This window comes from Paenibacillus sp. lzh-N1 (assembly GCF_002872435.1).
In the GTDB taxonomy this organism is placed as follows: domain Bacteria; phylum Bacillota; class Bacilli; order Paenibacillales; family Paenibacillaceae; genus Paenibacillus; species Paenibacillus polymyxa_C.
On record NZ_CP025696.1, the window covers coordinates 5,196,694 to 5,209,024 of the forward strand.

Annotated in this window: 13 protein-coding genes; all 13 read right to left on the bottom strand. The window is 44.8% G+C overall.

From position 1 onward, the window contains the following. Positions 1 to 62: 62 nt before the first annotated feature. The 13 genes from C0638_RS22890 to sleB all read right to left on the bottom strand — a co-directional run bounded on the left by C0638_RS22890 (position 63) and on the right by sleB (position 12,204). The gene (locus C0638_RS22890) at positions 63 to 812 is read right to left on the bottom strand and encodes a regulatory protein RecX (RefSeq protein ID WP_058710512.1); all 750 of its coding nucleotides are present in this window, start codon (positions 810 to 812) and stop codon (positions 63 to 65) included. A gap of 211 nt (positions 813 to 1,023) precedes the next feature. Continuing rightward, complete coding sequence (recA, locus tag C0638_RS22895; RefSeq protein WP_025679773.1) at positions 1,024 to 2,085, bottom strand: recombinase RecA; 1,062 nt, start codon at positions 2,083 to 2,085, stop codon at positions 1,024 to 1,026. Between the two features lie 227 nt (positions 2,086 to 2,312). Continuing rightward, the gene (locus C0638_RS22900) at positions 2,313 to 3,581 is read right to left on the bottom strand and encodes a competence/damage-inducible protein A (protein WP_058710513.1); all 1,269 of its coding nucleotides are present in this window, start codon (positions 3,579 to 3,581) and stop codon (positions 2,313 to 2,315) included. Between the two features lie 93 nt (positions 3,582 to 3,674). Continuing rightward, positions 3,675 to 4,262 carry a CDP-diacylglycerol--glycerol-3-phosphate 3-phosphatidyltransferase gene (gene pgsA, locus C0638_RS22905; protein WP_040101541.1) on the bottom strand — a complete coding sequence of 196 codons (588 nt, stop codon included), beginning with the start codon at positions 4,260 to 4,262 and terminating at the stop codon, positions 3,675 to 3,677. Positions 4,263 to 4,470: 208 nt separating this feature from the next. Further along, positions 4,471 to 4,962 carry a YajQ family cyclic di-GMP-binding protein gene (locus C0638_RS22910; RefSeq protein WP_013370750.1) on the bottom strand — a complete coding sequence of 164 codons (492 nt, stop codon included), beginning with the start codon at positions 4,960 to 4,962 and terminating at the stop codon, positions 4,471 to 4,473. Positions 4,963 to 5,107: 145 nt separating this feature from the next. Then, on the bottom strand, positions 5,108 to 5,272 hold the full coding sequence (locus C0638_RS25475; RefSeq protein WP_013370749.1) for a hypothetical protein: 165 nt from the start codon (positions 5,270 to 5,272) through the stop codon (positions 5,108 to 5,110). Between the two features lie 84 nt (positions 5,273 to 5,356). Next, on the bottom strand, positions 5,357 to 6,451 hold the full coding sequence (locus tag C0638_RS22915; RefSeq protein ID WP_058710514.1) for a helix-turn-helix domain-containing protein: 1,095 nt from the start codon (positions 6,449 to 6,451) through the stop codon (positions 5,357 to 5,359). 30 nt (positions 6,452 to 6,481) lie between these two features. Beyond that, entirely contained in the window at positions 6,482 to 7,255 is a 774-nt protein-coding gene (locus C0638_RS22920) for a DUF3388 domain-containing protein (RefSeq protein ID WP_013370747.1), read from the bottom strand. 228 nt (positions 7,256 to 7,483) lie between these two features. Continuing rightward, positions 7,484 to 7,738 (bottom strand): DUF3243 domain-containing protein, encoded by a 255-nt coding sequence (locus C0638_RS22925; RefSeq protein ID WP_013370745.1) that lies wholly within the window; start codon positions 7,736 to 7,738, stop codon positions 7,484 to 7,486. Positions 7,739 to 7,840: 102 nt separating this feature from the next. Next, the gene (ymfI, locus tag C0638_RS22930; protein ID WP_013370744.1) at positions 7,841 to 8,608 is read right to left on the bottom strand and encodes an elongation factor P 5-aminopentanone reductase; all 768 of its coding nucleotides are present in this window, start codon (positions 8,606 to 8,608) and stop codon (positions 7,841 to 7,843) included. A 20-nt stretch (positions 8,609 to 8,628) separates the two neighbouring features. Beyond that, the gene (yfmH, locus tag C0638_RS22935) at positions 8,629 to 9,909 is read right to left on the bottom strand and encodes an EF-P 5-aminopentanol modification-associated protein YfmH (RefSeq protein ID WP_058710515.1); all 1,281 of its coding nucleotides are present in this window, start codon (positions 9,907 to 9,909) and stop codon (positions 8,629 to 8,631) included. Positions 9,910 to 9,911: 2 nt separating this feature from the next. Further along, a complete protein-coding gene (gene yfmF, locus C0638_RS22940) occupies positions 9,912 to 11,192 on the bottom strand; it encodes an EF-P 5-aminopentanol modification-associated protein YfmF (protein WP_058710516.1) in 1,281 nt (426 codons plus the stop codon). A 160-nt stretch (positions 11,193 to 11,352) separates the two neighbouring features. Further along, positions 11,353 to 12,204, bottom strand: coding sequence for a spore cortex-lytic enzyme (gene sleB / locus C0638_RS22945; RefSeq protein WP_040101546.1), 852 nt, complete (start codon positions 12,202 to 12,204; stop codon positions 11,353 to 11,355). Positions 12,205 to 12,331 lie beyond the last annotated feature (127 nt).

The window sequence follows — 12,331 nt, forward strand, 5'->3', positions numbered from 1 at the left end:
CGCGCAGCTGTCCATATAATAACCGGCTTATCTAGCCAAAGGTTCAGCTACCGTTTTGCAACTTATTCCTCCCAATGCAGTAATTCCTCGTCTTCGAATGCTCCGTCTTGCTCGGCCGCACTGAGATGATTAACCACGCGGCGTGTCATATCCCCTGAATAGCCGCGTCTCATAAGAAACGGGAATGTTTTCCTTTTTTTATCCATTATATCACCACGTACCTGATTCCATTTCTTACGTCCAACCAACAAGGCACTCTCCCACTCCTCATTGTCGGTGATCTCACCTAACGCTTCCCCGATAGAGGCTTTAGAGATGCCCTTCTGACGAAGTTCTTGCCTGATCCACATCTTACCCTTACGTTGGCTTATTATACGCTGTCTTGCCCACTGACGGGCGTATAAATCATCATCTACAAGCTTCTCCCTTTGCAATCGTACCAGTATCTCATCAATAACAGCCTGATCCACTTCCTTTTGCGCTAAACGCTGGGCAATTTCCTGACATGTACGAGGCTTTTGCCCCAAATAGCGCAGCGCATGTACATAAGCCTGTTGTTTTTCATCTACCAGAACGATATCTTCTAGTTCTTTTTTGACGAATGACGTTCCTTTGAACATGTTGTACTTGATCATTACATCTTCCAAGACAGACAGTGAGTATGGACCAAAATGAATGATGTATCTTCCACGCTTGCGTCCCTGTCCCTGCTCCACTCTAGTAATCATCAATTCCTCATGATCTGGAAAAAGAGAAATCCCTTGCTGTTTATTTTCTTCCGAAGTGTATTCATCTTTATCGTCCAACTGCAATATGTTTCCCTCACTTTGAAATTCACGAAAGCAGCCTACGATCACCTGCTACGCAAAAGTTAGATTCTGCTGACAAAGCAAACTTTATTTGATGCAAAAATACCCTGCACAACTGTGCAGGGCATCAGAATCATGCTATTTAAACGGACTGTACCATAATCCCTAGGCTACAGTTCACATGACAGATCAGAAGCGAAGTTTCGGGCAAGCTTTATTCAAGCTCCAGCAATTCCTGTTCTTCCTTGGCCTCCTGCGCCAACTCTTCTTCTGTCGGTGGAGCAATTGTTGTAATCAAATTACTGGCCACCCGGATTTTTTGCTCGATCGTACTAGCAATGTTCGGATTTTCCTTCAAAAATTGCTTTGCATTCTCACGTCCCTGACCAAGGCGCTCGCCTTCGTAGGAATACCATGCTCCGCTCTTGTCGACAATGTCGTGCTCCGTACCGATATCGATCAAGCTTCCTTCTTTGGAAATGCCCTCACCGTACATAATATCCACTTCAGCCTGACGGAAAGGAGGTGCGACTTTATTCTTCACGACTTTAATACGTGTACGGTTACCCACGATGTCGTTACCCATTTTCAAGCTTTCGATACGACGAACATCCAAACGTACCGTAGAGTAAAACTTCAAGGCACGTCCACCCGGTGTAGTCTCAGGGTTACCGAACATAACACCTACTTTTTCACGGAGCTGGTTGATAAAGATAGCAATGGTTTTCGATTTATTAATGGCTCCAGACAGCTTACGCAATGCCTGTGACATCAAGCGCGCTTGAAGACCGACATGGGAATCTCCCATTTCGCCTTCAATCTCTGCCTTCGGTACAAGTGCCGCTACAGAGTCAACGACGATAATGTCCACTGCCCCACTACGCACAAGAGCTTCGGCAATCTCCAATGCCTGCTCACCTGTATCTGGTTGCGATAGTAACAACTCATCAATATTGACACCCAGCTTGCTCGCATACGACGGATCAAGCGCATGCTCGGCATCGATAAAGGCGGCTTGTCCGCCTGTTTTTTGCACCTCTGCAATAGCATGAAGAGCTACTGTCGTTTTACCGGATGATTCCGGTCCATATACTTCAATAATCCGGCCTCTTGGAAAGCCGCCCGTTCCTAACGCAATATCCAAAGCAATCGAACCACTGGGGATTGTTTCCACTTGCATGTGAGTAGACTCACCCAACTTCATAATGGAACCTTTACCAAATTGCTTTTCTATTTGACGGAGCGCCATATCCAGCGCAGCACGACGATCTGACAATAAACTCACATCCTTCATTGTTTGTACTTTAATAATACCTTGTTTTGACACGCTTGCCAAGCATTTTTTCGAACATACATTCGTTTTTTTATTTCCCGCAGCTCTCTTCTATAATTATACCTTTCTCTTAAAACGAAAAAAGAACCGCTGGCAAAAAGCTTTGCAACGGTTCTTCCGAATAAGAATATTATATCATGAATATCTATCTAAAACAACTCATCGATAATTTAAGAGAGTTTCTCGTTCTCTACCAATCGGCGCCACAATCTGTACAAGATAGCTTTGACGGATCGCAAACGGATGGTCTCACGGTTACCGCTTAAATTCAGCTCATATACTTCCGTTTCCTTGTCGCGCTCAGCAATACCAATATACACCAGGCCGACTGGCTTCCGCTCGGAATATCCGGGCCCAGCTACACCAGTAACAGAAAGTCCGAAATCGCTGTCCATAATCATTCTTGCCTGCTCTGCAAGCACAAGGGCTACTTCCTTACTCACTGCGCCTGGCGCATGATCCCCTTCCAAATAATCATAAGGCACATTGAGCAATTTCATCTTCATTTCATTGGAATAACACACGATGCCACCTTGAAACATAACAGCACTGCCAGGTATAGAAGTGATGTGTTCCATCAGCATACCGCCTGTACAGCTTTCCGCTGCGCTCACAGTGAGTCCGCGCTTGGCCATTAAATCTACAATCACCTTCTCCAGCGTAACATCCTCACTTGCATACATATATTCGGAAAGACGCTGCTGAATTTGTACTTCCGTAGCCGTCAGCTTAATTAAAGCTTCACTCTCACTGGCCGCCTTGGTGGATATACGGATCGTGACTTCCCCTTCCTTGGCATAAGGAGCAATCGTGGGGTCCGTCTGGGATTCGATCAGATCTAACAAGCGCGTTTCAAGAGCTGACTCACCGATCCCTGCGAATTTTAGCATTTTCGAATAAATCGGCATCTCCTCACCGCTTAATGCCTGCTGAAGCAACCATGGTTTAGCATGATTTGCAAACATAGGTTTAAGTTCCTTAGGCGGTCCGGGCAAAACCACATAAAATTTACCGTCCTGTGCAATGGCATCCCCTATAGCTAAACCCGTCTCATTTTCAAGCGGAGTGGCTCCTTCAATAGAAAGCGCCTGGCGGCGGTTATTCTCGGTCATTTCTACCCCGCGGTTACGGAAAAACTGATCCAGCTTGTCCATGGCAAGACGATCTATCTGCAATTTTCGCCCCAGTACAGCCGCTATCGCATCTTTTGTCAAATCGTCCTGAGTTGGCCCCAGCCCACCAGAAAACAAAATAATATCCGCACGCTTCTGAGCAAGACGTACCGCTTCCTGAAGTCGATCCATGTTATCGCCAACTACAGTCTGAAAATATACATCAATTCCGATAGTAGCTAGCTCTTGTGACAAATATTGGGCATTTGTATTTACTATTTGTCCAAGTAATAACTCTGTTCCTACTGCAATGATTTCAGCTTTCATCAATTCGTCCTCCTATGATGCGTATAATGTGAATTATGTAAAGAAACAGCAATAAGTTAAGTCCCTATTGCTGTTTCCATAAGATTTATCCTGTTAAACTTTAGAGGAGCTCAGCAAATGGATATTCTTTACAAAGTAATCAATACCCGAATAAATGGTGATTAACACAGCTGCCCATATCGCTATTAAATCAAACGGAATACCCAGAAAAACAAACGGGAAATTATTAATGAGCAGTGCTACAATAGCAACGATCTGGATGATCGTCTTTAATTTCCCCCAATTGCTTGCAGCAACCACAGAGCCATCCAATAAGGCGATCTGTCTCAGACCCGTAACCGCAAACTCACGACTGACAATCACAACGACAACCCAAGAATCAATTTTTCCCATTTCCACCAAAGAAACCAAAATAGCAGTTACCAACAGCTTATCAGCAAGGGGGTCCAACAGCTTGCCCAAATTGGTGACCATATTATTTTTACGAGCCAAATATCCGTCAAGGCCATCTGTGCTGGCTGCTACAAGGAAAATAATAGCCGCAATCAGCTGATTATACGGCAGCCTGAATGCACCGATCTCAATCGGTGGCGGATAAAAATCAAAATCCACCAGCAAAGCCAGCATCATCACCGGGATAAGGCAAATCCGCGTTATTGTAATTCTGTTGGGTAAATTCACAACACACTCTCCCCTGATTATCGTACTTGATTACAAATGGCAGCTTTCGGATTGAATTCAATCCTATGTAAATCGCTTTCGACGAGCGTTATACACCTCAATGTCTGCATTTTCGTTACAAGTATAATATGGCGCAAAACGCATGTCAAAATAACCTGCTACACATCAAGCAACGTTTAGTCCTACAAAATCTATGAGAGAAAACGACTTATTTCATGTTTGTAAATTGAAGCTCCAACGGCAGATCAGCTTTCCGCAGCAATTGAATAATGGCTTGTAAATCATCCCTATTTTTCCCAGTTACTCGAATTTGATCACCTTGAATCTGACTTTTCACTTTAAGCTTGGAATCCCGAATAAGGATATTAATTTTTTTGGCGTTATCCTGATCAATTCCCTGCTTAAGAGAAAGACGCTGACGCACTGAACCTAAAGAAGCTGGTTCCAATTTTCCAAATTCCACGTTTTTAAGGGATAGACCTCGTTTGACCATTTTAGATTGCAAAATATCAATCACCGCATTCAGCTTGTATTCATCTTCCGATGCAATCGTAAGGGCATCTTTCTCAAGCTTAAGGCTACTTTTGCTCCCCTTGAAATCAAATCTCGTTTCAATTTCACGCTCCGTCTGATGAACCGCATTTGTTAACTCCTGCATATCCATTTTGGAGACGATATCAAATGAATTTTCTGAAGCCATCATTTCACTTTCCTTTCCACAACAAAGTTCAATATCTAATTATAGGCTAGTCATTTACAAAAATCCAATAATCCGTTCACTAAAAAGGCGTTGTTGCCAGTTCCCCGACAAAAACGCCTTTATTTACAATTTCAATTTAATATTTCTAATAGTGACTTCGTGTTGGATTTCTAAACATATCCAAAATTCCAAGCACAATGTGAGCAAGACCAAAGCCCAATATGCCATAGCCCCATGCATTCGGTGTTAGATAATAGCCCAGTAAACTGACAATAATCCCGAGCCCAGTCACAATCCAGCTGACGGTCATAACGTATACACCTCACTTTGCGGAAAATGAACTGACTGACTTTCCAAGAATTACAGTCATTAGTATTTCACCGCAACAAGGCGTTTATTCACCATCAGTAGTTGTACTAGAATCTGTCCCACTTTGTGTAGTATCCGTACTACCATTTGTCGTCGTATCCGTTGAACCCGTCACCCCAGTACTCGCTCCAGTGGAAGAAGCTTCCCCTTGCTGTATCAACACGCGAGTCGTCGATTTATTATCGGTTATCTGTTGGCCGGCGACGGAAATATCCGTGGCAGAAGACCGTCCTGATTTGATATATAAGCCTTCTGGACCGATATCAAAAGACATGGCATCTCCACTTTTAGTCATACCATAGCTCAGCTTTTCTCCACGGGAATTTTGTCCCTTATACACCTCAAGCCAGCTTTCGCCCGTTGCCTTAATATCAACCTTGACCGTGGCCCCCGTTGCACTGGAGACTTTGAAGATCGTCGTCTTGCCTTGCTTACCATCCTGAGCCACAGTTACTCCCTGCGCTGGCGTAGTCGTATCCGGCTGCTGACCAGTATTTGGAGTCGTCGCATCTGTAGTTCCCGTACCACCTGGCTGGGTTTCCCCGGTTTTCCCCGTATCAGGGGTCTGCCCGCCAGCACCATTTGGTGCCGTTGTCTGACCATTATTCGGTGTCGTAGTTGTATTTGGAGTAGACGTGTTTGGTGTCGTACTTGGCGTTGTGTTAGGTGTTGTACTTGGTGTACTTGGTGTTGTAATCGGCGTTGTGTTTTCTGCTGTTTTTGGAGTGGAATGGTTGTTACTCACCCAATAAGCATAAATAACCCCAACAATGAGAACTAGAAAAAGCCACATTAACGCTGTAGGCAACCATTTAAGATTGCCAATCGTCGCGGGACGGCTGGAGCGTTTCTGTGTAACAGGCTCCATGACTGCTTCCGGTTCAGGTTCAGGCACATTGCTTTGGTGCCCTTCCAGAAGCTCATCGGGATTCAACCCGACCGTTTCGGCGTATGTTTTAATAAAAGCTCTGACATAAAAGCTTCCCGGCAGCACTTTGTAATCGCCCGTCTCAATGGCTTCCAGATAACGTTTGCGTATCTTCGTCATTTCCTGAACATCGTCAAGGCTCAATCCTTTTTGCAGCCGGGCCTCCTTTAATTGCTGACCCAGTTCTGACATGTCATCATCTCCTTGTGTAATTACACTTATTTAAAGATCTTCTGTATAACTGGCTGTAAAGGTATCATAAATAATTTCCTCAGCCGGATTATTGCGAAGTTCAATAATGATATTGAAATCGTCAAAGCTGTATCCCGATTCACGCACAAATACATCAGGATGCTCAATCACTTTGGTACTTGGCATGCTCATAATTTCCTGAAGCAGGTGATAATGTCTTTCATTTGATCGAATTGTACTCACAATGCCATCAATAATAAACACATTGTTGGGATTCATTTCTTCCTCAGAAAGCTGACTGCGTACCGTCTGTCGTAATAACGTCGACGACACAAAAGTCCATCGCTTCATTGCACATACGCTACTGGCAATAATGGACTCCGTTTTACCCACACGCGGCATCCCGCGAAGACCAATTACCTGATTGCCATCCCTCTTTAATACTTCACCCAAAAAATCGACCAGCAACCCAAGCTCATCGCGTGTAAAGCGGAAAGTTTTACGATCATCTGAATCCCGATCAATGTAACGGCCATGTCTAACTGCCAATATATCGACCAGTCTCGGAGCACGTAAGGCCGTGACTGTAATGTTGCTGGCTTTTTTTAACGTATCTCCGAGAATGCGTATTTTCTCGTCATCGTCTGTTTCGAGAAGCATCCCCCGTCTTTCGCCTTCAACACCGTTAATCGTCAGTATATTAACCCCCAGAATACCAAGCATGGAAGCAATGTCCCCCAGCAGTCCGGGTCGATTTTTATGTATCTTGTATTCCATGTACCACTGTTTCGTCTCTTCCGTCACGTTAGCACCTCATTCACATTCAAACCGTCAACAATGCCAAATCAAAGCATAATTGTATCATAAGATAGCATCATTCGACAAAACCAATTATTGAAATTTAATAGGCTATATTGTGTTGTAAGCCTCAATCACGTTTATGATATATAAATTACAATGGAATTACAAGAACAGCTCTGTAACCATTACAGAAAAGCCCCCCAAAAGGGAGCTTTTCATGTTGGTTCCTGCTTATGCGTTGCTCTTAGCTAATTTAACCATTAGCCGGGCGATGGTGTGACGCTCGTTCTCATCGGCAACTCCCCACAGTTCTTTCAGTGCGCGGTTGGAGTGGTTGGCTGGATCGACCTTCTCATCCAGAAAATCACCGATTTCGTAAGCAAGCTCTGCAATGGTATCTTGACTGATTCCCAGCTTCTCCGCTTGCTCTACACGCTGACCAAGGAACTTTTTCCAAACATCAAAATTCTGAACAACTGTTGACATACTTAAATCCTCCTTAGATGATTCAGATTTAAAATCAACAGTTGTAATATGCTCTTCACAGACGCTTACTATACTGGTGAATTCCTCCATGCGCTGTATTCCTTAAGTCACCCATCCTCCGTTAGGACTTATGACCTGGCCATTAATATAACCTGACTCAGGAAGCGCAAGAAAATAAACCAGGGACGATATTTCATCAGGCCGCGCCAATCGTCCGGCAGGGATATCTTCTTCCAAACTGTTAATTTCGCCTGCATCCAAATGATCCAACATCGACGTGTCTACTGCCCCTGGAGCCACAGCATTCACTGTTACGCCAGAAGGCGCAACCTCTTGAGCCAGCGCTTTAGTGAAAGCGTTAATGCCTCCCTTGGTAGTGGAGTACAATACCTCGCACGAAGCTCCACATATGCCCCACACAGACGAAACATTCACAATACGGCCATAGCGTTGGGAAATCATATGCGGCATAAAAACCTGCGTACATAAAAAAGTTCCCTTAACATTCACGGCCATCACTTCGTCCCATTCCTCTTCTGAAACATCTGAAAGTAGCCCATAATGAGATATTCCAGCATTATTCACTAGAATATCTGGCTTCATTCCGTGATTATCCAGTTTTTCCCGCATGCGTTCAATCTGCTCCTTACTCCGCAGATCGGCTGACACAGTCATTACCTTGCCTGAATAAGTCATGCAACGACGGGCAACTTCATTTGCTTTTTCATGGGACTTCATGTAGTGAATGACCACATTCATCCCTACTGCTGCAAAACGCTCGGCAATAGCCGCACCAATTCCACCACTTGCTCCTGTAATCAGCACAGTCGTATCGCCAATAGCCTTTAATTCTCCGCCCTCGGTGGTCATCGGTTCCCTCTCCCTAGACATTACGGACTCACCACCAGCGATATTGCCATTTGATCCCACTGTATATGATCTTTCAGACGGCGGTTTACATCCTCGAGCGTGATACTTTCATAAACCGGAAGCAATTGAAAAAAGTCACTGCCGCGGAAGCGATGTCTTGTAAACTCATGTGCAATATTTTCAGGAGAATTGAGTGTGCGTAGATAACCGCCGATCTTCTTTTTGCGCGCTCGTTCAAAATGTTCTGCTGCAAAGCCCTGCTTCTGAACAGACTCTACCTCTTCTCTTATCCTAGACAACAGCCGATCAGGGTCTTTGGTATCCCCACCGATCGCAGAAAATGCATACTGTTGCGTACTGTTGTACTCATGGCCAAAACTGTCCGAAATCAGATCCTCATCGTAGAGCTTCTGATATAGCTGTGTACTGGAACCAAACAAGAGATCAAGCATCAGCTTGGTTTCTAGATCATGACGAAGCAATGCTTCCCCCGTTAGACCTACTTCGGTCTCCTTGAATCCCAAAAGCAGCTTTGGCAAAGAAACGGCCAGCTTTACTTCACGCCGTGGTTCTGCAACTGTAGTGGGTTCATCATCGAAAATCCGCTCGATCTCTCCCTGCGGCTTATAGTCCTTTTTCGCCTGATTATTACGTACCAATTCAATTACTTCGGCTGGGTCCACTCCACCTACTACAAAAAGAATCATATTACTTGGATGGTAAAAAGCTTCATAGCAACTGTACAATGTTTCCTTTGTAATTGTACTGATGGATTGAATAGTACCTGCTATATCAATATGCACCGGATGGACCTTGTACAATGCCTCAATCAAACCAAAGTAACTCCGCCAGTCGGGGTTATCTTCATACATATTGATTTCCTGACCGATAATGCCTTTTTCCTTCTCCACATTTTCATCTGTAAAGTAAGGATGCTGAACAAAATTGACTAGCGTGGTCAAATTTTCTCGAATGCGTTCGGTTGCCGAAAACAGATATACTGTTTGATCAAAGCTCGTAAATGCGTTCGCCGATGCTCCATTAGAGGAAAAGGTAGCAAAAATATCGCCTTCAGGCTCTTCAAACATTTTATGCTCCAAAAAATGGGCTATGCCATCCGGCACTTTGACGGGCTGTTGACCTTCTACCCGGAAATGATTATCAACTGAGCCGTATTTAGTCGCAAATGTGGCATACGTCTTCTGAAAGCCCGGTTTGGGCAACACATAAACGTGCAAGCCATTATCCATTACTTCATAGTACAGCGTTTCCTGCAAATGCTCATACGATATATGCTCCAACGCTATTCCCCCTTCTGGTCTCTCAAGAAATAAATAGTGTCCAGTCGGAACGTCCGGGCGGCATCCTGAACATCCTGCACCTTGACTGCCTCCACCTGGCTCAGCAGTTCCTCTACCGTCCGCTCTTTGCCGGAAAGCTGTCTGTTAAAATCATAGGCAATCATTTCAAAAGCGGAGTCCTGCATTTCCTTTAGCAAGTTGCGTATCATTGCCTGCGTCTGGGTCATTTCCAGCTCGGTAATCGCTCCATTTTGCGTATCTTCCAGTTGCTTGCGGATAATAGTAACCGCCTTTTCATAATTAGGAATTTCGATACCGGATTGTATTGTGCCAATGCCTTTATGCCCGTCATACCGTGACGAAGCGTAATACGCCAAACTTTCCTTCTCCCTCACATTAACAAACAGCTTTGAATGCGGATACCCGCCCAGAATACCATTGTACATCAGAGCGGAAGCATAACGTTCATCCCCATACGTTATAGGGGTGCGCAGTCCCATATTGAGCTTGCCTTGGTTCACATCAAGACGCTCTACTATAGTTTGCACATCACGTTCTACCGATTTGGGCTGTTCGAGTACATATTCCGTTTCCGTCGAGCGATTTAATTGAAAATAGCGATCAACAAACTTCTCAACTTCTTCCAGCGTGGTATCACCCACAACATATAAATCCATGCTGGCATTATTCAGCCATTCTCCATAAGCCTCGTATAAACTTTGTGCACTTATGCTGTCCAGATCAGATCGCTGACCAAGAGGATGCAGACGATAAGGCTCATCCTTGCACATCTCCTCCATACAGCGCTCCCCAGCATAACGTATTTTATCGTTAACTATAGATTCCAGCTTCTTACGAACATTTTCTCGTTCCTGCTGTACATATCCTGTTTGAAATGCACCGTTTTCCAATGCAGGCTTCGTCAGAACCTCTCCTAGGAAAGCAAACGAACGATCCAGTAAACTATCTGGACTGCTTACAAAACTGTCATTAATCGTATCCATACGAAATTGAACGATCTGATAATCTCCACGTTTGTATACATCGAATCCAAAACCCGCACCATACAATTGCTCTAACTGCTCTCTAAATTGTGTAGTCTGCGGATATGATTCTGTACCCCGTCGCAGAACGAAAGGTACCAGTCCCACACGAGTTACGGTTTCCTCACGTAGCGGAGTACCTACATACAGTGATATGGCAAACGTCTTAAAGCGCTTGGTCGGCAGCACATGAATCCTCAGTTGTCTGCGTGTACCACGCTCGAAACCTGTTTTGTTCAAGTCCAAAACTCCTTTGTGACGTCAATTTGCGTCTAGCCTTTGATTAGCATTAGCTGTTGTACATCTCTTTCCTATAAAGAGGTAAAGTGTACCAATCTTTATTCTAACTATGCAAAAGCCAAGAAGCAACCGGAGACAAGCTCCCGGCTGCTTCGGCGTTTTACATGCAGAAAATATGTTCCCCGATGGTTTTCACCTGCGGACGGGACCAAATCCATTTGGAGGTGGCTGTTCTAGGGTTAAAATAATAGAGACATCCTCCGCTTGGGTCCCAGCCATTCAGGGCTTGACGTACCGCCTTTTGTGCAGTCTCATTCGGCGTGAGCCAGATTTGGCCGTCTGCTACAGCAGTGAAAGCCCCCGGCTGAAAGATTACCCCAGACGGTGTGTTTGGAAAACTGGGCGACTTGACCCTGTTCAAAATGACAGCCGCCACGGCAACTTGTCCTTCAAACGGCTCGCCGCGGGATTCACCGTAGACCGCATTGGCCATGATCTTAAGATCGTTTTCAGAAAGCCCCATGGTGTTGGCCGATCCCATCGTTTCTTCATTTTGATCTGATTTATTGTTATTGTTCGCTGCCTGTCCCTGATCGGATCCTTGATTGTTACGATGCATTGGCGTTTCCGTTGGCTTCCAGTGTGGAGTAGCATTCACCAGTTTTAATTTGGTTTTCGCACCAACTACTCCATCGGGTCTGATACCAAACTCCTTTTGAAAACCCTTGACAGCCTTTAGTGTACTACTGCCAAAATGGCTGTCCACTTTCCCACCAAAAAAACCCAGCAACTTCAATCGTGATTGCAGCTCATAAACATCCTGGCCATAAGAACCAAAATCAACCGCTTCTGAACTGAATGTCGGCTGAACAGGCTGCGCTGCTGTTACTTTCTGCTGCGTGCTCAGCGACTCTGCTCGCTCCTGTGCAGAGTCGTTTTTAAAAAGTCCTGTGTACGTAATAGCCGAGGCTGCGAGAATACCCGTGCAAATCCAGACCATTGTCTTTTTCATATGCTGCGCTCTACCTTTCTTTTGTGGGATTAACAGGATGGCTACGTTTATTATGACAAGCTCCGCTAGAAGCTATTCACCCTTTTAATCTTCTTTTAGCAGGCAGTTCCAAACCTCAAAAAAACAT

Excerpts from the sequence above, each read along its gene's own strand:
- ymfI (WP_013370744.1), bottom strand. The coding sequence starts at position 8,608 with ATGACCACCGAGGGCGGAGAATTAAAGGCTATTGGCGATACGACTGTG.
- C0638_RS22925 (WP_013370745.1), bottom strand. The coding sequence starts at position 7,738 with ATGTCAACAGTTGTTCAGAATTTTGATGTTTGGAAAAAGTTCCTTGGT.
- C0638_RS22910 (WP_013370750.1), bottom strand. The coding sequence starts at position 4,962 with ATGGCTTCAGAAAATTCATTTGATATCGTCTCCAAAATGGATATGCAG.
- C0638_RS25475 (WP_013370749.1), bottom strand. The coding sequence starts at position 5,272 with ATGACCGTCAGCTGGATTGTGACTGGGCTCGGGATTATTGTCAGTTTA.
- C0638_RS22915 (WP_058710514.1), bottom strand. The coding sequence starts at position 6,451 with ATGTCAGAACTGGGTCAGCAATTAAAGGAGGCCCGGCTGCAAAAAGGA.
- C0638_RS22900 (WP_058710513.1), bottom strand. The coding sequence starts at position 3,581 with ATGAAAGCTGAAATCATTGCAGTAGGAACAGAGTTATTACTTGGACAA.
- sleB (WP_040101546.1), bottom strand. The coding sequence starts at position 12,204 with ATGAAAAAGACAATGGTCTGGATTTGCACGGGTATTCTCGCAGCCTCG.